The organism is Dyadobacter sp. CY343 (assembly GCF_021390335.1).
GTDB lineage: Bacteria > Bacteroidota > Bacteroidia > Cytophagales > Spirosomataceae > Dyadobacter.
This window is the reverse complement of sequence record NZ_JAJUXK010000003.1, coordinates 412,050-438,046: the sequence shown is the minus strand read 5'-3', so window position 1 is coordinate 438,046 and position 25,997 is coordinate 412,050. Positions and strand designations below refer to the sequence as shown.

At 47.9% G+C, this 25,997-nt stretch carries 14 protein-coding genes; 3 read left to right on the top strand and 11 right to left on the bottom strand.

Annotated features, from left to right (window positions below):
• Positions 1-285 precede the first annotated feature (285 nt).
• From LZG94_RS10085 to LZG94_RS10040, 10 genes are all read right to left on the bottom strand, one after another.
• A complete protein-coding gene (locus tag LZG94_RS10085) occupies positions 286-1,770 on the bottom strand; it encodes a mandelate racemase/muconate lactonizing enzyme family protein (RefSeq protein WP_233791773.1) in 1,485 nt (494 codons plus the stop codon).
• A gap of 351 nt (positions 1,771-2,121) precedes the next feature.
• Positions 2,122-3,054, bottom strand: a complete 933-nt coding sequence (locus LZG94_RS10080; RefSeq protein WP_233791772.1) for an RraA family protein — start codon at positions 3,052-3,054, stop codon at positions 2,122-2,124.
• Positions 3,055-3,081: 27 nt separating this feature from the next.
• Complete coding sequence (locus tag LZG94_RS10075) at positions 3,082-4,614, bottom strand: SusD/RagB family nutrient-binding outer membrane lipoprotein (protein ID WP_233791771.1); 1,533 nt, start codon at positions 4,612-4,614, stop codon at positions 3,082-3,084.
• 180 nt (positions 4,615-4,794) lie between these two features.
• Complete coding sequence (locus LZG94_RS10070; RefSeq protein ID WP_233791770.1) at positions 4,795-8,250, bottom strand: SusC/RagA family TonB-linked outer membrane protein; 3,456 nt, start codon at positions 8,248-8,250, stop codon at positions 4,795-4,797.
• A gap of 128 nt (positions 8,251-8,378) precedes the next feature.
• Positions 8,379-9,467, bottom strand: a complete 1,089-nt coding sequence (locus LZG94_RS10065) for a FecR family protein (protein WP_233791769.1) — start codon at positions 9,465-9,467, stop codon at positions 8,379-8,381.
• 131 nt (positions 9,468-9,598) lie between these two features.
• Positions 9,599-10,225, bottom strand: coding sequence for an RNA polymerase sigma factor (locus LZG94_RS10060; RefSeq protein WP_233791768.1), 627 nt, complete (start codon positions 10,223-10,225; stop codon positions 9,599-9,601).
• 169 nt (positions 10,226-10,394) lie between these two features.
• Positions 10,395-12,395: a plastocyanin/azurin family copper-binding protein gene (locus LZG94_RS10055; protein WP_233791767.1), complete on the bottom strand. Its 2,001-nt coding sequence runs from the start codon at positions 12,393-12,395 to the stop codon at positions 10,395-10,397.
• A 26-nt stretch (positions 12,396-12,421) separates the two neighbouring features.
• Positions 12,422-14,149: a family 16 glycoside hydrolase gene (locus LZG94_RS10050; protein WP_233791766.1), complete on the bottom strand. Its 1,728-nt coding sequence runs from the start codon at positions 14,147-14,149 to the stop codon at positions 12,422-12,424.
• A gap of 159 nt (positions 14,150-14,308) precedes the next feature.
• A complete protein-coding gene (locus LZG94_RS10045) occupies positions 14,309-14,956 on the bottom strand; it encodes a hypothetical protein (protein ID WP_233791765.1) in 648 nt (215 codons plus the stop codon).
• An 82-nt stretch (positions 14,957-15,038) separates the two neighbouring features.
• Positions 15,039-15,248 (bottom strand): response regulator transcription factor, encoded by a 210-nt coding sequence (locus LZG94_RS10040; RefSeq protein ID WP_233791764.1) that lies wholly within the window; start codon positions 15,246-15,248, stop codon positions 15,039-15,041.
• 351 nt (positions 15,249-15,599) lie between these two features.
• On the opposite strand from LZG94_RS10040, the gene LZG94_RS10035 reads away from it, so the two are divergent.
• Complete coding sequence (locus tag LZG94_RS10035; RefSeq protein ID WP_233791763.1) at positions 15,600-18,857, top strand: SusC/RagA family TonB-linked outer membrane protein; 3,258 nt, start codon at positions 15,600-15,602, stop codon at positions 18,855-18,857.
• A 42-nt stretch (positions 18,858-18,899) separates the two neighbouring features.
• The gene (locus LZG94_RS10030) at positions 18,900-20,495 is read left to right on the top strand and encodes a SusD/RagB family nutrient-binding outer membrane lipoprotein (protein WP_233791762.1); all 1,596 of its coding nucleotides are present in this window, start codon (positions 18,900-18,902) and stop codon (positions 20,493-20,495) included.
• A gap of 67 nt (positions 20,496-20,562) precedes the next feature.
• On the opposite strand, the gene polA is transcribed toward LZG94_RS10030, so the two are convergent.
• The gene (polA, locus tag LZG94_RS10025; RefSeq protein ID WP_233791761.1) at positions 20,563-23,436 is read right to left on the bottom strand and encodes a DNA polymerase I; all 2,874 of its coding nucleotides are present in this window, start codon (positions 23,434-23,436) and stop codon (positions 20,563-20,565) included.
• A gap of 399 nt (positions 23,437-23,835) precedes the next feature.
• Between polA and LZG94_RS10020 the strand changes: the two genes are divergently transcribed.
• Positions 23,836-25,983 carry a S9 family peptidase gene (locus LZG94_RS10020; protein WP_255700628.1) on the top strand — a complete coding sequence of 716 codons (2,148 nt, stop codon included), beginning with the start codon at positions 23,836-23,838 and terminating at the stop codon, positions 25,981-25,983.
• Positions 25,984-25,997 lie beyond the last annotated feature (14 nt).

Below are 25,997 nucleotides of genomic sequence, written 5' to 3'. Positions count from 1 at the left end.
GGGGTGATTTTCAAGCAGCAGGACATTGGCAGAAACGTAAACCAGTGTAGTGCCGACGTTGATGAAAAAATTATGAAAGAAGAAAAGTATCGTCTGCGGATTGAAAGAATTGGGAAAGGTTTTCTTTAAATAAGAGATCATAAGTCGAAAAAGCTAACATCGCTTATGTAAAGTAAACACTAATTCTTCTTTAAAAAACAGGTTGGTATTGTTGAATACAGCGAACAGCTGTCAGAAATGAGGAATATGATATAGCCGGACCTGAATGTCCGGCTACCATATTGATTAGCTCCAAAGCCGGTCGTGCGAGCGTTTATCGTTCCAGTCGGGAGTGGGGGCGAAGAAGCTTTTGTCTTTCGGGTTCAAATGCTTTTTGACCTCTTCGTCAACGAGTTCAATGCCCAGTCCCGGCGCTTCCAGCGGCACGGGCGCATAACCTTTGTCGATCAGCTTGCGTCCGTCGGTCGTTTTCACCAGGCTTTCCCACCATGGAACATCCACAGAATGGTGTTCCAATGCAAGAAAATTCTGGGTCGCCGCTGCGCAATGTACATTAGCCATAAAACTTACCGGCGTTCCCGCAAAGTGCATCGCCATCGCGATTCCGTGCTCTTCCGCGTAGTCGCCAATGCGTTTGGTTTCCAGCAAACCGCCCGACGAAGCCAGGTCCGGATGCACAATATCTACCGCACGCTTTTCGATCAGGGCTTTGAAACCTTCCCGGAGATAAATATCCTCGCCGGTCAGCGTGGGCGTTTCCAGCGCGTCCGAAATCGTTTTCCACTGATCGGTATATTCCCAGGGTACCATATCTTCCAGCCACGCGAGGCGGTATTTATCCAGCGCCTTTCCGAGCCGAATGCCGTTATTGATATCAAAATGCCCGTAATGGTCGGTGGAAAGTGGAATTTCGTAACCGATCACACTACGCACATCTTCCACAACCCTCGCCATTTCATCCAGTCCTTTTTGAGTGATCTGAATGGCGGTGAAAGGGTGTTTGGTATTGGCGTAAGAATGGTAATCCCCCGCCCACTGCGAGAAGCCGCCGCCCCAGAATTTATTGTTGACGACCGCATTTTCACTGTTGCGCAGCATACCGATCGAAACGTCCATTTTCAGCCAGGTGTAGCCCTGGTCCTGCGTGCGGAATTTGATCTTCTCTTTAAACTCATTCAGATCGTTCGACTCGGGGGTATCTGCGTACAGCCTTACTTTGTCACGATACCTGCCGCCCAGCAACTGCCAGCAGGGAACGCCGTAAGCTTTTCCGCAGAGGTCCCAAAGTGCCATTTCAACAGCGCAAACGCCACCGGCCTGTCTCCCGTGGAAGCCGAATTGCTTGATCGATTTAAATAATTGCTCGACGTTACAGGGATTGTGGCCGAGCAAATGTGCTTTCAAACTCAATGCATAACGCTCGTCGGCGCCGTCGCGCACTTCTCCGAGACCATATATTCCCTGGTTGGTATCAATGCGGATAATGGGCGTGCGGCCCACATTCTGAACAATGCAATACCTGAGATCGGTTATTTTCAGATCCGAAGGTTTCGAAGCCCGGCTCACTTTCGAGGTCGCTTGTGCAATGGTATCCTCGGTCGACATGGACATAAAGCCACCCAGCGCAATCCCGCCGAGGGCAGAGTTTCGTAAAAAGTTACGTCTGCTTGGTTTTGTTGCGGGGTTGTTGATTTCCGCAATGGCCGCCTGTTTCTCAGCCTGTTCCACTTTTTTGTTACCCGCAATGATTTCGTTTAAAATGCTTTTCATATCGTTCGTTTTTGTATGATTTAAGATGTATTTCGTCTTGTCACCCTGCGTTTTTTTGTCACCTTAGTTTTTCTGTCAGCCTGAGCGCAGTCGAAGGCACATGTTAGATGCTTCTGTACACGTCCCTTCGGCTTCGCTCAGGGTGACAAGGCATGTTAGCCGCTTCTCACACGCCCCTTCGACCTCCCGGCGGCCCGGTACGCTCAGGGTGACAAACGGAGGAGTTCCGGGTGACAAGGGCATGTTAGCCGCTTTTGTACACGCCCCTTCGACCTCCCGGCGGCCCGGTACGCTCAGGGTGCCAAACGGAGGAGTTCTGGGCGACAAATGAGCCACTAATCCCCGCCGACCTCAATAATTCCGTTCCTTCAAATAATCATCTAATTCCTTCTTCGTCATCGGCAGCTTGCCGGGGTAGTTGTTTACCCAGTTAAGGAAATCTTTTTGAATCGCATCCGACCATTTGGTATCGATTTCTCCCGGCGTGTATTTGCCTTCACGCAGGCGCAGGTGACCAAATTCGTCACGCAATGCGGTTACTTCCGAGGTCAGTACGAGTTCTTCAACCAAATGGGCTGGGATGAAAATGGTACCATACTTCTTGGCCAGTACTACATCACCCGGCAGCACGATCGCCCGGCCGATGCGGATCGGAGTATTGATATTGACGAGCATCATTTGCTGGATATAAGAAGGGTCCTGGCCTTTCATCCACGCATTGAAACCCTTGATTTCACTTAACCCTTCCACATCGCGTACAGACCCGTAAAACACAACCCCACGCTTGGATTTGGCGTAAATAGAGTTGCCCAGATTGTCTCCTATCAGGGTACCATCGGCGACTTTCCCGTAACCGTCGGCTACGTACACGTCGCCTTCTTTCAATACATCGATCGGCCAGGAGTTGGTACCGCCGGTTTGCACGCGGCCCTCTTTTTTACCCGTTTCTTTGACCAGATCCTGTAAATCGGGGCGGGAGGGCACATACTGGGCGGTTACTACCCGGCCGGTCATGGTACTGTCGGTGTGGATCAGCTGCCAGTCGCCCTCGAATTGGTTGTGGTAGCCTTTGTTCCGCAACACACCCCAGGCTTCTTCCATGGAAATGTCTTTCAATCGGGCGAGGATCGCGTCGGAAACTTTCGGGCGACCGTCGGGCATTCGTTCGCCTTTCCATGCGGCGGTGTAGGCTTTGATCTGATCGGGTGTGGGAGAGATCGATTGTGCTGTGGCGGTGAATCCCAGCAGCACAAGCGCTCCCGCCAGCAGATTCTGTTTTAGCATAAATGAAAAATTAAGGGTTAGTAATGTTTATTTGTCCCAAAAAATAGGCGTTCCGAGTTCATCGGGGCCCATTCTTGCTATTGCTTCTTTATAGTTGGCTTCGTTCACAGATCTTTCACGTACCGGGTAAACCAGCCTTTTGATAAAATCTTTAACAGAAGGATCTTTCCCCGGATAATTGTTGACAGGCAGCACAGGGAACCCGCTTCTGCGGAAGTTCGCCCAGGCTTCGGAACCGTTCAGGAAGGAGGATACCCAGTACTGGTTATTGATCTGTTCCAGCGCTTTTGCAGCAACAAACGGGTTTGCAGCCAGGTAGGCAGTCTGAGTTGCCTCGGAAATGGTGGCAGATACATCGTAAGTGGTCATTTGCGCCATATTTGCTTTCACACCGGCTTCATACAATGCTTTTACATCGCCGGTTGCCCAGCCGCGTTGCACAGCCTCTGCCAGGAGCAGAGAAGTTTGGGAATAAGTGATAAAAAATTCCGGCGCATCGATCTTCCCAACTGTTCTGCGATTGATCTGCGAATACTTGAAAGCAGAACCGATTTTGCCCGGAAATCCAGGGATAGCAGTAATGGTCGATTCGTTATACCCATAAGGCATTCCCTCCTGATTGGCTGGGTTTGTATCCTCGGCACCCACTGTGGCGAGCGGATTTCCCGGAGCTTCATACTTCACAGCAATTACTTTCAGGCGCGGATCAGCAGTGGTTTTCAGATAATCGATAAACGCCTTGCCCATATAAACGTTGCCGCGTTCTGTTCCCTGGAAATAACCGGCAAGCGGATGGTTGAATGTGCTGTTAAATGCGATAAATGCATTGTCGGTATTGGAGCTTTGCAAACCACCGTTGGCTGGGTCTACTGCAACTGCAACATATTGTTTTGCTTTCGCCTGGTCAATTTTTGAGTAACGCATGGCGGCGCGCAGCAAGAGTGAATTGCCCAGCTTTTTCCATTGCGCGATATTACCTTTGAAAAACAGATCGCCGCTCTCTATCGCTTTGGAAGCGTCCAATCCTTTGGTTCCTTCAACCAGTTCTTTGAGGATATCATCGTAAATCAGCTTCTGGTCATCGTATTTTGGCAAATAGATACCTTCCAAAAACGCTTTTCCAGCGTCGAAATAAGGCACATCGCCATAGGTGTCTACCAAAACCATAAATACATACGCCTTCCAGATCCGCGACATGTTATACAGATTAGACCGGTCTACATTGTCTTTGGTCTGTGCAATCACAGTGGTCAGTAAATTCACCGGGCCGTTTTGCAGGTACAATGAATTGAAATTCGCATTGGAATTAGGATCCGTCACAACATTGTGGTTTCCACCTTCAACCACACCCGTAAAAGGCGTATTGATCTGCTGGACGATCTGCATCTGGTAATGCTGTGTCGCAATGGCCGAAGAGAACTCCGCATTGGAGAAAAGATAGATCGGATCAATGCTGGTGGCCTGTACCGGATTTTTATTAACATCTTCAAAACCCTCGTCGCAGGAACTAGCCCCCGCCAAAAGCAAAACCGCCGAAATGTATATAAGTGTTCTTTTCATATCTAATGTTGAATGACCGGGTCGCCGGTGCGATGAATGATTGAATGATTGAATCCGCCGTGGAACGGGAGTGAATGAGTGAATGAGTGAGTGAGTGAGTGAATGAGTGATTTACTGAATGAATGATCCCTTTCCTCCTTCCTCCTTCCTCCCTTTCCTCCCTACGCGGGCCCCCCTTTATTATAGCTTCAAATTCAAATTCACCCCATAACTCCTTGTCGTCGGGAGCGTGTGGGTTTCGATTCCCTGTAAATTATCGGACGCGGATACCTGTGCTTCGGGATCAAGGTTGTCAATGTATTTTTTGATCAGCCAAACATTGTTGCACATTGCAGAAATCGTCAACCCCTTGATGAAGGATCTGTCGCGGACGAAGCGGGAAAGATCGTACCCGAGTGAGATCGATCTGAAACGAACAAATGCACCATTGTATACAAAAGGGGAAGCCAGGTTGGTACTGCGGTATGCGGTATAGAATTGCTCTGCTTCCACCCTCGTGTCATTCGGTGAACCGTCTGCTTTCACGCCTTCCAGCAACACGCCACCTTCGCGACCCACCAGAGAAGGTTTGGACAACCCTTCCCGAAGGAAGTTCAGGTTAGAATTGGAAAGGATTTTGTTTCCAGCCTTGAAATCGATCTGCGTGCCGATGCGTATTCCTTTCACATTGAATGTGTTCACCCACGCACCGACCCATTTTGGAATGGCGCTTCCGAAGGTGGTCAGGTTTCCCTGCTGAGGCAAGCCGCCAGATGTGATAATGCGGCCCTGATCATCTCTTTTGTAGTCGAATCCACGCAGCGAAGCGAGCGGTTTCCCAACCTCATGCGAAACGATTCCAAAAAACTCCCCGCTGCCTACATCAAATCTTGGCTGTCCAGCCGCCAGTTCGATTACCTTGCTGATGTTATAACTTCCATTGAAACTCGTTTCCCATGTAAATCCGTCTGTTCTGGCAGGTACGATGGTCAGTAAGAATTCAACTCCCTGGTTGCGCAGCTTACCAACGTTCACTTTGGTCTGGCTGAAACCGGAAGCATTAGAAATATCTACGTTGAGGATTTCATCTACGGTATTTTTCCGGTACAAGGAAAGGTCAAGGTTCAGGCGGTTGTCAAAGGTTTTTATTTCAAGACCGACTTCTATTTCCTTTACTTTCAGTGGTCTCAGGTTCGCGTTCGGGCTGACGGTCGAAGGCAGGTTACCCAACGCAGTTCCGTTAAATGGATTTGCATTGATACCGTAATAGAGATTGTTGGAATAGGGATCCGTATCACCACCCACTTCGGCGTAAGCTGCGCGAAGTTTACCATAGTTGAGCCAATTGGGTGCATTTGCAAATGCCTGACTGAATACAAAGCTACCGCTCACAGATGGATACAAATAGCTGTTGGATTGTGGGTTTAAGGTCGAGAACCAATCATTTCTACCGGTCACGTTCACAAACAGAAAGCCTTTGTAGGAGATTTCGGCTGCACCGTAAATCGAGTTCACTTTCTTTTTGCTGTACCCGTAATTCGGGGTCTTCACCTGTCCGTTTGCAATGGTATAGAGATCGCGAACATAGAAGTTTGTAACAGCTGTGGACACGTTGTCACTTACCTGCAGCATCTGGTTGCCACCCAATGTAATATCTATTCCAAAATCACCAAAACTGCGGTTGGCACCAATCAGAACATCCAGGTTGCGTTCGCGGAAAGTGGATACATCCTGGTAGTAATATCCGTTGAAACCCGTTGTCACAGCGCTGATAGAGCGTGTTCCGGTTGGACGGTTGTAGTTATACGGCCTGGTATAATAATCCTGACCAACGCGGCCCTGAACGAAAAGCCAGTCTGTAAAATCATAACGTACCGATGTATTTCCGAAAATCCGGTCGCGGCGCACATTCTCGAAACGGTCATAGGCAACCCAGTAGGGATTATTTCGGTTGGTAAATCGCGCCAGCGGCATTTCGTTGCCGTTTGCGTCTTTCCGGTTTTTAAGCCAATCGGTATCGATACTCGTTGCCAACGTGTAGATCGTCGTATTGGCGTTCATGTCCTGGATACCGATCTGCGGCGGGTTTTTGTTGTATTCGTTTGAGTAATTGGCGTTTACCTGCGCTGAAAGCTTTTTAGAGAATTTGTAATTCAGACCGAGGTTAAAGATTCTTTTGTGGTAATCCGAATTAGGCATGATCGCATTCGCGTCGGTATTCGCGAAAGACAAACGGAAGTTTCCCTTGTCATTTCCACCCGAAAGCGCAACAGAATTGGTGAAGCTGGTACCTGTGCGGTAAAACTTTTTAATGCGGTCTTTGTGCGGAGAATAAGGCTGCGTGCTGCCGTCAAACTGCGGGGTAGGGGCATTATCGAATTTTTCACCAAAAGCAAAAACACCCGAGCTTTGCGCTTCCGCAACGTTGGTTGGCCGTTTTCCAAATTCGCCCTGACCATATTCGTATTGAAAATCGGTAAAATCGAGCGCTTCCTGCGCCTGGAAATTCGAATTGATCTCCACACCGATACCGGTAGTCCGGCTTCCGCTTTTGGTAGTGATGATAATCGCCCCGTCTTTCGCCCGAAAACCATATAATGCCGCCGCAGCCGCACCTTTCAGGACTGTCATCGACTCAATATCATCCTGATTGATACTTTGCAACCCGTCCCCTGCATCCGAAGAGCCGCCTGTCGGGTTACCCGTCCCATTCCCATTCGAGCCCCCGGCTGAAACGCTGCTGTTATTGATCGGAACGCCATTTACAATGATCAAAGGCGAGTTGTTGCCGCCAAATGAAGACTGGCCGCGGATACGGATTTTGGTCGATCCGCCTGGGCCGCTGGCTGGTGGAGTAACGTTCAAACCTGCTACTTTTCCCTGCAAACTGTTTCCTAGATTAGTCGTTCTGTTCGTGGTAAGTTCCTCTGTATCAATAGTCGCGGTGGAATAGCCCAGCTTTTTGGCATCCTTTTTAATACCCAGGGCAGTGACGACTACCATTTCCAGGTTCCGCACGTCCGGCTGCATCGTCACCTCGTAAGCAGACTGGCTGCTGAGCGCGACTTCCTGCACCGTGTAACCGACATAAGATAAAACGAGCGCGCCGCCTGCATCCGGAACGCTGATCTCGAAATTACCCTCCGTATTCGTTGCAGTGCCCGTTTTTAAGCCTTTTACCACAATACTCACCCCCGGCAGCGGCTGGCCTTTTTCGTCCATAACCTTACCTGTGATCGTCCGATCGATATAGGATGGATTTCGGATATCTATCAGATTAATAGCCGGCTCAGGTCCGTTTTTAATCAGCACAACCTGCTTTCCATCAATCTTATAAGTGATATTAGTTGGCTTGAATAGCTCGTTCAGTACATGCGCAAGTGGTTTCTCGAATGCGTTGATCGTGACCTTCGGCTGCGTCCTGATCAGCGATGAATTGTAGGTGAACTTTACTTGTGTCAGCTTATTCAGTTTGGTTAGTACAGACTTCATATCCTGGTTTGCGACCTGGATCGTAACGCGCTGATTCAGAATATCCTGTGCGCCAACCGGGCCGGCCAGTGAAATGTTGGCGAAGATGAAGGCAATTATTAATTGGTAAAATGACATTCTGAAAGCGCTGTAAAGCAGCCTTATCTGGTATCGGTGTTTTTTCATGCTTTTTTTAAGTTTTGTTCTGGATTGAAAAAATGAGATGGCATAGCTATATTCTCATAGGCACAGGCGGACTATTGTTAAAAAATAATCTTGTAGAAAAAACCGGGGGTATTGAATCTGGGTATTGCTTAATTACAACCTCTCGAACTGATCACAACCTCTCCATCCATCATTTCGTAGGTAGCTCCGATCGCCTGGCATATGGCGTTCATCCGCTGTTTCAGGGTCTCATCGTCAAACTGCGCGCTGATCCTGCATTGCGCCAGCAAGTCTGCATTGTATTGGATCTGGATTCCGTATTCTTTTTGAAGCAGAATAAAAACTTCCGCGACCGGTTTATCATCAAAAACCTGGGTTCGCCGCACGATCGACTCCACCAAAATTTCGGGACGCTGTACACTGCCTCTTTCCAGCCGGTTTTCTTTCCTGTTAAAAATGGCCTGCTCGTTGGGACTGAGGATTACGCCGGCATGCCCGCGTTTCTCCTCCGTATGCTCATATTCGGTCTTGGGAAACACCGAAACCCGCCCCGTTTTCACAGCCACCAGCACCGTATTATCTTCGTCAAAAGCCTTTATCCGAAAGCTTGTCCCAAGCACTTTCGTAACAGTTTCATTGGTGTACACCAGAAATGGCTGGTTTTCATTTTTACTCACATCAAAAAAGGCCTCGCCTTTGAGGTAAACCCGCCTTTCATTTTGAGCGAAATTTTTCGGGTAGCTTATACTGCTTCCTTTTGCCAATGTGGCCACGCTATTGTCACTGAGCAAGACCGTTACTTCGTGCGTTGTGGCATTCGTCCGCACTTCGAGGGCGGGTATTTCAATAGTGGGAATACTGGTAACCTGCTTTTTTTCAATTTGTTTTGAGGTAAAATAAAGAACACCCAGCCCTGCAATCAGTACGATCACCGCAGCCGCTTTCCAGATTGCCGGCAGGTACGCATTCAGGCGACGATGGTGTTTTCTTTCTTCTGCCATGCGGGTGATCTCCTCGATTTCCCGCCGCAGCATTTCGTCGGTCAGGTCGTCGCTGTAAATGCTCTGCACCGAGAGCACCAGTTCCCTTGCGAGATTAACGGTCACGACCTTGTCCGGGTTTTCATCTGTCCACCGGTTCCAGAAAAACGCTATCTCCGGCGTAGGATCCATGATCCAGCGGCGGAACATTTCGTCCGTGGCAAGTTCCTCCACCGAAAATGACCGGTAATTAATCATCGTGAAGAAATTGATTTCATAGTGGCTGACGGGAAAATGCCTTTTATATAGGTATGTCAGCTTTTCGTCGGTTTATAACCAAAAAAATCAAAAAAAATTTGAAATAATGATAGAAAAGGCGGTGAAGGCGATCAGAGACCGATACTAAAAAACCATGAACCTAATGTAACCAGCCAGAAAAACGCTGCTGGAGTCCAGATTTCCTTGATTTCTTTGAGTGTACGATAGAGCAGATTGGCCACGCTTCGCCGGCCAAGCCCCATTACATTCGAAATATCTTCGTGGTCGAGGTTTTGATAAAAGCGCAGGTAAATGATTTCCTGCTGCCTTTTTGAGAGAAGTGAAATGATCTGTTTTAACCGTCCCTGCTGGTGGCGGTTATTTTCATCTTCGATAATGTGTACTTCCACGGACGGATCGGATTCATTTCCATCGAAGAATGCAGATTCCGGTTGCTGAAACCGTTTCAGGCGGATACTTTCCTTGATTAGCCTGTGCCTTAATGCTTTAAGCAAATAGGATTTCACAAAAGCAGTTTCGTTCAGAAACGTTCTGCGTTCCCACAAATCCATATAAAGCTCCTGAATCGCATCCCGTATGAAATCGGGGTCTGAAGAGAACTTGGTAGCGTAGTTGTAAAGTGAGCGGTAGTGGATCTGAGCAAGTTTCCCCATAGCATCCGAATCGCCGGCCTTGAATTTTTGCCAGAGCCGGATGCTTACATCGGAAGGATAGTATTTGCTTTCTTCTTTGTTCAAATCTTTGACTTTTGTCGGGTTTGTATAATTTATTCAAAGAATTATGCTACTCAAAGCAGGCCAAACTTTTATTCTCCTTGCATTCAGCCTATTTATTCGTCGGGAAAGAGAATAGGTAATTACTTCCGCAGAACCGATTGATTACCAGGCCCTGCGGAAGATTTTTGAGTTATTTAACAACCTTCATTTTGCCCTGCATCATCGTGTAATGCCCGGGGAAGGTGCAAACGTATTGGTAGGTGCCGGCCTGTTTCGGCGCGACAAAAAAGATGGATTCTGACTTCTCCGGCTCCACGATATTACTGTGAAAAAGGACATCGTTTGTCTTCGGAACATAACTCATTTCCGAACCTTTCAAACCAAGGTTAAGGCCTGCTTCGCCGACTGCATTCGCAGTTCCTGGCTTGGTAATCACCAGATTATGAAGCATATCATCATTGTTGTTAAAAACAATGCGCACGCGCGAACCTGCCTTCACCTGTATTTCGGAAATGTCGAATTTAAGGCCGGGCACAGTTCCGATCGTGATCGTCTGGTCTGGTCCTTTTGTCCAGCTAGCGGGCATTTCAGTTACTCTTTTTGCCGAAGCAGCAGTGTTAGTCGCATTGGTTTCGGTCGCTGACATGTTGTGTGCACTGTGGTCAACCGGAGTAGCTTTTACAGTAGTTGTAAACTGCGCGCTGCTGGCAGGATTTCCGGCCGGGATCTCGTTAAGCGTGTAATATCCGGTGGTATGCAGCAATGCATTTCCGTCCGCACCTTTCACACCATCCGCCTTGATCTCATGAATATACCCTTTCCGAAGTGTGGCAGGATCAACGACCAGCCTCACGCGCATTCCGTCCTCAGACACGATAATACCTTTCAGCGGCACTTCCTGCGTGTTGATAATCGGGCTTCCGTAGGTTGAATGGTATTTGTAAGTAAAACTGTTGAGCTTATACGCATCCTGGCTCGCCGCGGCCGCCTTGTCGATCGGGCTGGTGAATGTGATTTCGAAACCGTCGGGCGTAGAACGTACCGTTTTCATCTCAAAAGGCATTTTTCCGGTCCAGACGAGTCGCTGAATTCCGAACTCCGATTTACCGGTCGCAGACCAGCCGCGGCTCGTTTGACCTACGAACATGGAACCGTCCAGTCCCCATTCCATTCTCAGGATACCTGACATAAATCCTTCACGGAACGGAAAAACGGTTCCCTGCCAAACACCATTCACTTTTTCCAGATCAACACGGGTGATAATACTATGACCCTGATCGCCGACGAACATTTGTCCGGTAAAAGGTCCAAAAGCGCCATTGGTAACATCTTCTTTGAAATCGGAAGTCGAAATACCGACCAGTGTGTGGGGAAACCAAACCGCCGGCGGCTTGATCCCTGGCACTTTTTTGGCAACATCATAAAGCGGCTCGCCGGTATTAGGAACTTCGGCAGCTGTGATCTTAACCGGTGAACCTTCTTCCTTGCCCCATTTCAATCCCGCCGGGTTACCTGCGAAATCGCCTTTTTCAAGGTGTGTCATGCGGCCTGAGCCAACCCAGTCGCCCTGGTTTTCAGTATAAAAAATATCACCTTTATAAGAACCGAATCCAGAAGGCGAGCGAAGTCCCGTCGCATAAGGCGTCAGTTTTCCGTCTTCACCCAGTTTTAGCATCCAGCCCCTCCATTTGGAACCGCTGGCTCCGCGACCTACCCAGTCGAGGTTAAGGGTTACCAAAAGTTCTCCGTTCGGCATCGCGACCGGTCCGTAGGAATACTGGTGATAATTACCTGATAATGGCCATTTTGCGAAAGAATCGTACACATCGGCTATTCCATCATTGTCGGTATCGGCCAGTCGGGTTACTTCTCCGCGTTGGGAAATCAGAAAATCTTTGCCCCGATACAGCAATCCAAGCGGCTCGTGAAGACCGGTCGCAAACTTATGGAATGAAGGTTTTCCATCGCCTTTCAAATAGGGATTTCCGATCATCCAGACTTCCCCGCGGCGGGTAGAAGTCGCCAGTCGACCGTCGGGGAGCACCTGCATTCCGCCCACTTCCATCTTAATGTTTTCGGGAATGGGTATTGTCACAATGCGGTAAAAATCGTCTTCCTTATTTGGCTTTGATTGCGAATACGCGCTCAGACAGCCCAAGGAAATCAGTGTTGTTAAAAGTATATTTTTCATTTAAAAAGAATGCGGTTGGATTGATTTTACCAAAACATGGAATAGCTGGTGGTCGCTGATACAGGTAATATCAGCTCCTGTACCTCGCCAGCCGGTCGGATCAGCGGCTTTGATTTCTTGTCTGTCTGCACATAGTACTTATCGTCGATCTGGTAAAGTCCTTTTTCGATCTCCACGACCTGCTTACCACTTGCCAGCAATGCAAAAAGCGGCTTCTCGGATTTTCCCTGCACCTCAAACGTACGCGACAATGTATTGCCGCCGGAAACCAGCTGGTCAGTTACAGTAGCTGCGCCCAATGCGTAGCGAAAAACCGGGTAGCCCTGTGGATTGATATTGTAGCCAAGGAAATTGATATTCGATGAATCCGGCCAGGCAGTGGCGTTTGTTTCCAGGGCTGCAAGGCTGCTTCTGCCCGAAACGTGCACTTTCAATCCAGCGGGGAACAATAGTTGCGGCTCGCCGCGCTCGTACCACATTTCGGTTACGTCAGCAAATTGTCCTTTCCAGGCTTGGATCAGCGCGCCGCGGTTGAGGTCGATCGTATAGTTCCATCCGTCAGCGCTTCCTACCGATATACAATGTGTGCGTTTGGATTTTTCACCGTCGATCAAAACGAAAGAGCGTACCATTTCCGGGCGCATATCAGGATTTACGCTGATGTATGGTTTCGGTTCCGGTTCCGGAAGCGATGAAAGCGTATGCAGATCGTACGGACGAATGCCTGCTTTTTCAACACGCAATCCCAAAGCAGGCTGCCGCCACGGAAACCGTGAATAATGTATTTTAAACTTATGTTTTCCTTGCGTCAGGTTGGCCGTGCCCTGGTGGGTTTCCTGCGAAGTAGCTTCACCGGTAGCGAGTATGCTTTTACCATCAATGTCGAGGTCAAACATGGGACCTGAGTAGATCGTCGTAAAAATGTAGTCGCCAGGTTCTGCTACGTCCATTTCGCCTTCGTAAACCAGGTGAAATTCGCGCATTCCGTTGGTTACTTCCTGTGTGAGGGTAGTGCCCGTGCCTTCGTGGTCCAGTTTGCTGTACTCTTTGCTATCCCATTTGTCGGAATAAACTTTATAATTCAGCCCCGTCAATGTCAGCGGTTTGCGGCTTGCAAGTAACTGGTAACCGATATTGCGGAATGCGATCGTTCCTTTTGTTACTTCCAGCGCAAGCGGCTGGCCGTCGGCGGCCGGTTTGGAGCTTGGTAGGTAAATGGTTTCCAATACCGTCACACCGTTGAGCGACAAGGTATTCAACCGTGCTGAACCGGGCAGTGTCGGAATGGATGCATCGTAAGACAGCTCGATGGTCTGCCAGAGGCCCGGCGCTTTTGCTGCGTTCTGGGTCGGGAACTGACCTACGTAGCCCGAAGTGAGTGTGCTTTCACCTTTCAGCTTGCTGCTGTCGGAGATTCGTACTTTCTGGCCGCCCGGTAATATCAAAAAACCTTCCGCGCCGGGGGATAAGTTGAATTCTGCATAGAAGCGCAGGTCGCTGGCTTTTAGTTTTGTGGCGATAGCTGCGCCGGGATTTCCAACCAAAACTCCCTCTCCAGACTGCGTTTTTACTTTGGTGAGTCCGGCAGGATGAATTGCAATATTTCCCTGGATGGTCCAGTTAGGGGTACTTTTCTCGAAGGAAGAGAGGTCTTTTAGGGGTAGGGGCGAGTAATTTCCCTTGCCTGATTGGCCCCAGACTATTGCCGGACAAGCGAGCAATAGGAGGGACACTTTCCGGAAAAAATGGTGCATCGGCTTTATTAAGTGTATTGTTTACAATTAAAAAGCGAAGTTCGCAAATTTTTTTTCTAATATACCCGGAAATATTAGGATTTATTTTTTCAGATTCTAATAGCCTTTTATCACGAGGGCGTGATCAATGATCAGGCCCTCGTGCGTTCACTTTTGGAATTATAGGCCTTTTGGAGTCTTGGAGCAATTGCAGGTTGTACCGCAAGTTGCATAGTAGCCCGATAGGCAGGTAATGCTGCAACAATCATTACTGCACGATTGCGTACCAGTGCCGCCGGAAGTACTACAACCACCGCCAACGGGCACGAGGTCGTCGTCAGTTTTATGGCTATTATGATCTCCGTACACAGCTATCCCAATAGCGGATATAGCAGAATTTTCAAGAAAACCTTTTGGCAAAGATCCTTTTAATGCAGGGAAATCCTGATTCTCAACATTGAAGGTATGTTGCTTATTCGTTAAAGGATCGCGCATGATCAGCGCGTGTTTCATGAAGAGCAGCTCATACGAGCCTGACTGTAAATCAACATCCTGCCAGTCCTGATCTTTTAGAAAAACGTTGATCGTGTAGGCTTTTAAATTCCGGGAATTCAAAACAAGATGAAGTCTTTTCTGATCATTTTCAGAATCTTTACTAACAGTTACATCAGCGGCTTTCGTGTAAAACCCTTTTGTGTCATGAGCGATCTGGTGCGCATCTTTTAAAAATACTGGGCTGTTCGGCGGGTCACTGGTTTTGTCACAGGCAACGAAGAGGGCGGCCAATAAAAGTGTGGCTAGTGCGGTACGCAGGGCTTGTGTTTTCATGATTGTGTATAGATTAGTTAGAATTTGCCTCAAAGCTAGGTGGCTTCTAGTCCTCGTACAATACCCCAAAAAGGAGTATTTTTTAGGGGGTATCTTCTGCCGCGATCGCGTACCGAATGGCGAAAACGTTGAGTTTCAGATCTCCCGTTTCCAGCCGCCTGATTTTCTTGCTAATGTTTGTGCGGTGTTTCCTGATCGTTTCAGTGCTGATGAACAGTTTCTCTCCGATCACTGATGAATTGTACCCTTTTGCAATGAGCAACAGGATCTGGTGTTCCCTTTTCGTGAACATATTTTTTGGTTTTAGGTGATCTCAATAACCATTGAGACGTCGCACTACACAAAAAGTAACGGATCGTTGAATATTTGACGAATTAGTTCCTGCTGAAAGTTTAACTGCATTGAATATTTGGCTGCAAGCAGCGCCTCTCATTGAACTTTTGTAATAGTCTGATGCTGGTCAATGAACTGACTGGGGAGCGGTTTAGTCTGGACGGGGCTTGTGCTGCTATACCTGATTTGTTGATGGTATGTTAATAAATACTTAACACAAATCAGTCGTCAAAGCCGGAAGTTTGTATTTGGAAACATCGGTCTCAGCACCACCATCTTTTCTAAATAAAACAACTAAACGATTGCTCAGATGATTAAACAACTCTACTCTCACTTGCGGCTTGGGCTCCTTGGGCGGAGCAGGCAAGCCATTTTTCTGCTGGCTTTCTCGCTGCTGTCCCAGGTAGTTAGCGCCCAGACAGAAGTTACCGGAAAGGTAACCGCCAAAGAGGATAATACGCCCGTACCCGGAGTCAGCATTGTGCTGAAAGGAACTACGACCGGTACCATTACCGACTCGGAAGGGAACTACAAAATTGAAGTGCGCGGCGATGCGCCAAAGCTTTCATTCTCTTTCTTAGGATTTGCGTCTCAGGAAATTAGCGTTGATGGACGTAGTAACATTGACATTGCAATGGCGGCTGACCAGCGTCAGCTTACCGAGGTGGTAATCACTGCTTTGGGTATCAAAAAGGACGTCAGGAGAATCGGTGTGGCTATTCAGACCGTAGACGGAACATCGGTGGTAAAAGCCCGCGAGCCCAATGCGATCAATGCTTTGGCAGGTAAGGTAGCCGGTTTGACGGTTGGTATTCAGGCTGAATTGCTGCGCAAGCCGAACATTCAGCTGAGAGGAAACTCAGACGTTCTTTTCGTCGTGGACGGCGTGCCGGTGAATTCAGACACCTGGAATGTGAGCCCTGATGATATTGATACTTATTCAGTTCTGAAAGGTGCGTCTGCTTCTGCATTATACGGTTTTCGCGGGAAAAATGGTGCGATCCTCATCACTACAAAACGAGGTACCAAGGATAAGAGGGGCTTTTCTGTGGATTTCAATTCTTCCACAATGGTCGATAACGGATTTTATGCTATTCCAAAAGTACAGGATCTGTACGGCCCGGGCGACCACGGCCGCTATGCATTTGGTGACGGAAAAGGCGGTGGATTGAACGACGGAGATTATGACGGTGGCTGGGGGCCGAAATTTGAAGGACAGCTTATCCCGCAATACGACAGTCCGGTGGATCCGGTTACAGGTCAGCGCCAGGGAACTCCCTGGGTGGCGCGCGGAAAGGACAACCTATCGCGGTTCCTGCGCCCGGGCTTGCTTTCGACAAACAACATTTCCGTGTCAGCGTCGGGCGATAAATACAATCTTCGCTTTTCAACCTCGCATACGCATCAGAAGGGAATTGTGCCGAATACCAAGCTGAATATCACGAACTTCAATATGGTAGCGGACTATAATTTCTCGAAAAAACTGAAATTCAACTCCTCGCTGCAATACAACCGTCAGTATACGCCGAATATCCCGGATGTCAATTACGGACCTAACTCGATCATTTACAACATCGTACTGTGGGCCGGAGCCGACTGGGATGTGGATCAGATGCGCAATTACTGGCAGCCGGGCAAAGAAGGTCTGCAACAGATCTACGCCGAATACCAGCGTTACAATAACCCGTATTTCATGAGCTACGAGTGGCTGAGAGGTCACCAGAAATCCGATATCATCGGCCAGGTGGGGATGACCTATCAATTTACCGACTTCCTGGAAGCTACGTTGCGCTCACAGATCACGACATGGAGCTTGTTCAGGAATGAAAAAATGCCTTACTCGGCCGGCGCTTATGGTCGTGACGAGAGGCGAGGCGATTACCGGGAAGACCGCCGGAATTTGTTTGAAAATAATACAGATGTGCTCGTTAAGTTTGATAAAGACGTTTTGCCGGGGTTGAATGCGAAGATCTGGGCAGGAGGGAATATCAGAAGTTTCGAATACAATGCTGCGTACGGATCAACCGACTATTTGAACGTACCGGGATTGTACAACTTCAATAACTCGGCAAACCCGGTGAAGAGTGCCAATTTCAATTCAGCAATGCGCGTTGCTTCGGCTTATTATTCTGCGGATTTTACTTACAAAGACTATTTCACAGTTTCGACGACGGGCCGGATGGACAAGCTTTCCACGCTTCCAAAAGGAAACAATGCATTCTTCTATCCCTCAGTGGCTTTATCGACTGTCATTTCGGACTACGTAGCACTGCCGGAAGTGATTTCCTTTCTGAAACTGCGTGGTTCTTATGCCAATGTGAAGGATGGTTTGACAATGTCGACGATCGGTACCAACCCAACAGGTTCCAATCCGCTTGAATATGGTGATCAGTATTTTTCGCCTTATGACGGGCCTTCCTACCAGAATGCGGCGGTTTATTCAACGCCATTTGCCTACAACAATACACCCGCGGCCTACTTTACCAACCAGCTGAACAACCCGGCGCTTGTTCCCAACACTTCGTCTCAAACGGAAGTTGGTTTGGACCTCCGCGTAATGAAAAACAGACTAGGACTTGACGTAGCCTATTTCGTATCGAACGACGGTCCCCGCATTTTTGCGCTTCCGGTATCAAGCACAAGCGGATATAGCTCGGCGCTGGTAAATGGTATTGAAACTAAGAAAACAGGCTGGGAAGCGTCAGTTACCGGTTCTCCGATCAAAACAGAAAATGGTTTCAACTGGGAAGTAATAGCAAATTACTCAACTTTCAAGGAGGTTTTGACAGAGATTTACCCTGGTCAGGATGCATTGAATACCTTCTTCCGAGTGGGCGACAGAATGGATAAATACTACGGTCGCGCATTTGCTAAAACTGCTGACGGACAAATCATTAATGACGATTCCGGCCGGCCTGTATATTCACCTGTCAACCAATTTCTGGGCTATGTGAATCCCAAGTTTGTACTGGGTATCAATAATAAATTCAACTACAAAAACGTCAATTTCAGCTTCCAGTTTGATGGCCGTTTCGGTGGTGTGATCTCTAATTACATTCAAAAGCAGACTTTCCGCGGCGGTCGCCACATTGAGCTGGTACAAGGCCAGCTGGGCGCTTCGAGAGAAACGGATTACCAGGCTTTCAAGAACAATACAGAAAACAAAACGTACGTAGGTCCTGGTGTTCAGGTAGAAGGCGGAACTGCATTGAATTTCGACGCTGACGGCAAGATCACAAACCTTTCCGAGCTGCGTTTCAAACCAAATGCGACCGCTCAGAACGTACAGGATTGGGTAAGCCGCTATTACAACAGTGACGAAGGCAACCTGATGAGCCGCTCTTTCGGAACGCTTCGCGAGGTAGTTATCGGTTATACTTTGCCACAAAGCTGGCTGACAAGAAGCAAGTTCATCCGCAATGCGTCAGTGTCCCTGGTGGGCCGTAACCTGCTGTATTTCGCTGAGAAAAAAGATATCGACCTCAACCAGTTCGTATCAGGCGGCAGCTCCGACCTGCAAACTCCTTCGGTGCGCCGCTACGGGGTAAATGTTAGCCTTACTTTCTGATCAGCCGCTTAGTTTAATCTGTCATCAAAAATCTTGAAAACAATGAAATTCAATTATAAACTCATAGGATTCAGCACTGTTTTTGCCCTGATGCTCTCAGGTTGCGAGCGGAGCTTTGAGGATCTGGAAAGAGATCCAAACCGTCCGGTTACTGCCCCTGCTTCGCTTGTTTTGAAGGGTATAGAAATGGATATGTACAGTAAAACGGGTACGCCTTTCAGTGACGAAATGCGCTGGAACCAGTTTTATGCGATCAATTACAATTACTACGGAAATAACGAATACCAGTGGTCAGCCTTTGAAGACCATTATCCTACGTTGAAAAACGTGATCAAGATGGAAGAAGAGGCTATACGGGCCGGCGCAGCTGATGTGAATGTATATTCAGCGTTAGGCAAGTTTTTCCGTGCCTTTTTCTTTGATCAGATGTCGGTAAGGGCCGGTGACCTACCGATGAGCGAGGCACTGCTCGGCCTGGAAGAGGTAGCTCCCAAATACGATTCGCAAAAGGATGTGTACATGCAGATCCTGACGTGGCTTGATCAATCGAATGCAGATATGACCGCGCTGATCGCAGCGGGCGACACGAAGGTAACGGGTGATTTTTACCTGGGAGAAGACCTGAAAAAGTGGCAAAAAGTGGTAAACGGTCTCAAACTCCGCATATTGATCCGATTGAGCAAAAAGGAAAATGAAGCGGGAATGAATGTAAAAGCCCGGTTTTCAGAAATGCTCGCTAATCCGACCAAATACCCTTTAATGGAAGGAATGGCCGATAATCTCGAATTCAAGTTTAATAATTTTAACAAATATCCCTCCAATCCCGACAACTTCGGCTTCGACGCAACGAGACAGAATATGGCTCAGACTTACGTGGGTTTGCTCACTGCCCGCAAAGATCCGCGGGTAATGGTCACGACGGAGCCGGCGGGTTCTCAGCTGAAAGCAGGCAAGCAGCCTTCGGATTTTACAGCATTTGTAGCAGCCAGTTCGGGAGAGGACCTTTCGGATATGTCAAACAAAGCCGGGAAGAACAATGGGGCAGGGTTTGCGCCGGGAGAGTATTCTTTCCAAAGCCGGTCGCGGTACTATTCCAACTATACCGGTGAAAATACATTCATCGTCGGCTATCCCGAAATGTGCTTTAATATCGCCGAGGGCATCAACCGCGGCTGGGCAACCGGCAGTGCTGAAGATTGGTACAAAAAAGGTATCAAAGCTTCGCAGGAATTTTATGGTGTAAAAACGGGCGCGCTGACGATGACCTATTCCAAAACGGGCGGCAGGGCAGCGACAGACTTCGTCAACTATACCATTAATTTCGATTTCGACGCGTATTACACGCAGCCGCTTGTTAAATATGCCGGTAATTCGGTAGTTGGTCTGGAACAGATCGTTACGCAGAAATACCTGGCGTTTTTCATGAATTCGGGAATGGAAGCGTATTTCAATTACCGCAGGACGGGATTTCCTAAGTTCATGACCGGCGTCGGAACGGGAAATTCAGGCAGGATCGCTGTAAGGTGGCAATATCCGCTGACAGAAAGGACTACGAACGAAACGAATTACAAAGCAGCAATTCAAAGTCAGTTCTCAGGAAAAGATGATATCAATGATCTGATCTGGCTTTCGAAGTAAGTCGGGGTTAGAAGTCATAAAACAAGAACGGAGCGAGAATATCGCTCCGTTCTTGTTTTAATGCAGATCAATGCGCTTCCAGCCAGTTCGCCCCAACGCCAATGCCCGTTTCCATGCGAACGGCCATCGGGATCGCATTCCGCATCAGATCATCCACCCGCTCTTTCAGGAAGTCGATCTCGTCCCTGTGTACGTCGAATACCAATTCATCATGCACTTGCAGGATCATGCGCGATTTCAGCTTTTCCTTTTGCATAAAATCGTGAATGTTGATCATCGCCACTTTGATCATATCTGCTGCCGAGCCCTGGATCGGCGCATTGATTGCGTTTCGTTCTGCATATCCCCGGTTGGTCTGGTTTCCTGAGGTAATATCAGGCAGGTACCGTCTTCTGCCCAGAATCGTCTCCACATATTTCTTTTCGCGTGCATCGTTTACAACGCGGTCCATGTAACCTTTCACAGCAGGAAATTCTTCAAAATAAGCCCTGATAATCTCACTTGCCTCGCCGCGTGGAATACCGAGCCGCTGCGCAAGCCCGAATGCGGAAATGCCGTAGATGATACCAAAATTCACCATTTTAGATTTCCTCCGCATATCGGAAGTAACTTCTTCAAGCGGCACGCTGAATACCTTGCTGGCTGTGGTGGCGTGAATATCCCTTCCCTGGTTAAATGCTTCGGTCATACTTGCATCCTGGCTGAATGCGGCCATTATTCGCAGCTCGATCTGCGAATAATCGGCGGAAAGGATCTGGAAATCGTCGTTATCGGGCACAAATGCTTTCCGGATCTCGCGCCCCCGGGGTGTGCGAATCGGAATATTTTGCAGGTTAGGATTCGTTGAACTAAGTCTTCCCGTTGCCGCAACTGCTTGATTGTAAGAAGTATGGATGCGGCCGCTCTTTTTGCTGACCAGCAGCGGCAATGCATCTACATAAGTCGATTTCAGTTTTTGCAGTTCACGGAAATCGAGAATTTTCCGTGCTATTAAGTGGTTGCTTTCCAAATCTGACAGAATATCTTCGCCTGTCGCATATTGCCCTGTCTTCGTCTTTTTAGGCTTTTCGATCAGTTTCATTTTCTCAAATAAAACCTCTCCAAGTTGCTTCGGTGAGCTGATATTGAATGACTGACCGGCCGCTTCATAAATTTCAGACTCGGTAATGCGCAGGTCCGTTTCCAGTACGGCAGACATTTCCTTCAAAGCATGAATATCCAGCCGCACACCCGTATTCTCCATGGAAGCAAGTACTTTCAAAAGTGGCATTTCCACATCATAATACAGTTTCGCCGCGCCTACCTTGGGTAATTCCCTGGCGAAGATCGTATTAAGTTGTAAAGTAATATCGGCATCCTCACCCGCATATTGTGTGATCTCCGGAATCGCGACATCGCGCATAGTACCCTGCTTTACGCCCTTCTTGCCGATCAGCGAAGTAATCGAAACCGGGTCGTAGTTGAGGTAGGAAGCTGCCAGGATATCCATTCCGTGCCTTTTATCTGGTTCCAGGATGTAGTGGGCGAGCATGGTGTCGCTCAGTTTTCCTTTTACTTCTATACCATAATTTTTCAGGATCAGCAGATCATATTTAATGTTCTGCCCGATCTTTTCAATGGATTCATTTTCAAAAACTTCCCTGAAATACTCCACAACTTTCTGCGCCTGCTCGCGATCGGCAGGGACAGGAATATAAAAGGCTTCACCAGCCAGGTAAGAGAAAGAAAGTCCCACCAGTTCAGCGTCGATCGCGTCGAGGGAAGTGGTTTCTGTATCAAAGCAAAAAGCGTCCTGCAAACCCAGGTAATAGGCCAGACTCGTCATGAGTTCCGGCGTATCCACGGTGTGGTACCGGTGAAATGTATTGTCGATCGTTCGTCGCGTGGTCGGAATTCGCAGGTCTTCGTAAGCTTGTTCCGGCGCGTCGTCGTCGGCGATGCTTTCGCTCAGGATCGCGGGCTGCTTGCCTACTTCTTCCGTCGGGTTGCCAAACAGGTCGAGCTGGGCTTTTTGTGGCTTGGCGGCCAGCCGGGATACCTGCGTTGTTTGTATTGGCTGACCAACACCGAGTACACGCTGTTTTAATGTCTTAAATTCAAGTTCGTCAAACAGCTCGACGATCTGATCCGCATTCGCCGGGCAAATGGTCAGGTCCTCGGCGTCGAACGGTACGGGCACTTTAATGTCGATCGTAGCCAGTTGTTTGCTGAGGATCGCTTTATCAAAATTATCCCTGATCTTTTCGCCGAGCTTGCCTTTGATTTCGTCGGCGTGGGTGATCAGGTTTTCAATCGTGCCATATTCTTCAATGAGTTTCTGCGCTGTTTTTTCACCTACACCCGGAACGCCCGGGATATTGTCGACCGCGTCGCCCATGAGTCCGAGGATATCAATCACCTGGTCGATCCGCTTGATCTGCCAGCGGGCCAGGATCTCATCTACGCCGAGTACCTCGGCACCTTTTCCCAAAAACGCGGGTTTGTAAATATGTACATGCTGCTCTACGAGCTGGCCGTAATCCTTATCAGGCGTCATCATGTATACCTCGAATCCGGCATTGGAAGCTTCCTTGGCAATGGTACCAATAATGTCATCGGCCTCGTAACCGTCAAGTTCGAGTATGGGAATGCACATAGCGCGCAGCAACCTTTTGACGAGCGGAATTGCGACGGTAATATCTTCGGGCTGTTCCTGGCGCTGCGCTTTGTACGCTTCAAACTGTACGTGGCGAAAGGTAGGAGCAGCAGTATCGAAGGCAACGCCGATGTGTGTTGGCTTTTCTTTTTGCAAAACTTCCAGCAGCGTATTTGTAAAACCAAACACGGCGCTGGTATTCAAGCCTCTCGAAGTTATCCTCGGCGCCTTGATAAAAGCGAAGTGTGCGCGGTAGATCAACGCCATCGCGTCGAGGAGGAAAAGCTTGTGAACGGGTTTATCCATGAGGTAAGACTGGTTACAGAATTCAAATATAATGTATGTAAAAAGACTGAGACCGATTACCGGCGGATTTTTGTAGATTGCTCAGCACGAAGCAAGTAGCATTTTAATTCTTTCAATAAGTAGCAAACATTATGTATTGTAGATTAATATTTCAAATAATTATCTTACAATACTTTTTATATGTTTTAATTTTATTTAATGTATACCAAGCATGATATTTATCGGTCTTGTTTGATTAAATATTAGTTTAGTACTTATGATACTTAATATACTTTTATAGCTTAATTTTAGATTAAAAAGAAATATATATTTTATACTAATAAATTTACCATAATATACTGCTAGGTAAATACATTATAAAAGTATTATACATTGAAACCATTTAATATTATTACTCCTATGAGAATTTTTTTACCGATTTTAGCTGTTATCGTTTTTTCATGTAATCAGAATCAAAAGTTGGAAAGAGAAGCATATCAATGGCCGGAAGCAACGCCTCCCGTAGCAGAGAAAAAAGACCATGAAACCGGAATGCATGGCGACAAAAGGAATGACGAGTATTATTGGATGGCCGACTTTTTCAGCAAAGGCCCGGACAGCAACAAGGTAGTCGAATACCTCAAAGCTGAGAACGAATATACCGCCAAACTCCTCGGCGGAACTGAACAGTTACAGAAGGATCTGTTTGCAGAAATGAAGGGACGCATTAAAGAAAAGGACGAGTCGGTTCCTGTGTTCAATAACGGATATTGGTACTACACCCGGAGCGAGGAAGGCAAACAGTACTTCAAGTACTGCCGGAAAAAAGCGACGCTGGAAGCGAAAGAAGAAATTCTGCTCGACGTAGACCAAATGGCTGAGGGGCATTCTTATTATTCGGCAGACGGATTTAGTATAAGTCCGGACAACAAGCTGCTGGCTTACGGCGTCGACACTGTTTCCCGCAGAGAATATATTATGAAAATAAAGGATCTGGAAAGCGGCGAGCTATTGAGTGACGCGGTGTACCGTACTGATCCGGGCTATGAATGGGGCAACGACAACAAAACGCTGTTTTATACTTCCAAGAATGCAAAGACGCTGCTCAGCGAGAAAATCAAGCGGCATACGATCGGAACGGATTCGAAAAAAGATCCGGTTGTGTACGCGGAAAACGATAAGAGCAATTATATAGGTGTCGGCAAGACCAAATCGGAAAAATACATTGTGATCGCATCTTCCGCGACGATGTCGTCGGAATACAGGATATTGGACGCAGACAAGCCGGAGGGCGAATTTGCCGTATTTCAGCCGCGCATGAAGGACGTGATCTACGATATCGACCACCACGAAGACAAATTCCTGATCGTTACCAACAAGGATGCGCTGAACTTCAAACTCATGGAAACGCCGGTAAATAAAACGGGCGTTGAGAACTGGAAAGAGGTGATAGCGACAAGAAAAGACGTTTTGCTAGAAGGAATCGAGGTTTTTAAGGACTTCCTGGTAGTGAGTGAGCGGAAGAAAGGTTTGTTGCAAATCCGGATCCGGAACACAAAGACCAATGCGGAACATTATGTGGATTTCGGCGAGGCGGCTTACATGGCGCATCCTTCGGGCAATCCTGAATATGATACCGATAACCTTCGCTACAACTATACTTCGCTGACGACGCCAAATTCTGTGTACGATTACAACATGGAATCGAAGAAAAAGGAACTGAAAAAGCGGCAGGAAGTTGTAGGCGGCTACGATCCCACGGAGTACGTAACAGAGCGGCTTTATGCGACTGCGCGGGACGGAGTACAGGTGCCTATTTCGCTTGTTTACAAAAAAACAACCGGCCGGAGCCCAGAGTCACCGCTTTTATTGTATGCGTATGGTTCTTACGGTTACAGCACGGACCCGAGTTTCAGCAGTACCAGACTCAGTTTGCTTAACCGCGGTTTTGTGTTTGCGATCGCACATATTCGCGGCGGACAGGAAATGGGCAGGCAGTGGTATGAAGATGGAAAAATGTTCAAGAAGAAAAATACGTTCAACGATTTTATCGATTGCGCAGAACATCTGGTCAAAGAAAATTATACTTCAACGTCGCATTTATACGCGATGGGCGGCAGTGCGGGCGGTTTGCTGATGGGCGCTGTTGCTAACTTGCGCCCCGACCTTTGGAATGGAATCGTCGCAGTCGTGCCGTTTGTGGATGTGGTTACAACCATGCTGGACGAGAGTATCCCGCTGACTACCAATGAATTTGATGAGTGGGGAAATCCAAAAAATAAGGAATCTTACAACTATATGAAATCGTATTCACCTTACGATAATGTTGCTAAAAAAGCGTATCCGAATATGCTCGTGATGACGGGATTACACGACAGCCAGGTGCAATATTTCGAGCCGGCCAAGTGGGTAGCACGGTTGAGAACGCATAAAACGGATAAGAATGTATTGCTTTTGAAGACGAATATGGAAGCCGGTCACGGCGGGGCTTCCGGCAGGTTCGATTACCTGAAAGAAATCGCGACCGAATATGCATTTATGTTTGCGCTGGAAGGGATCAATAAGTAAAACCTCCCGACCGG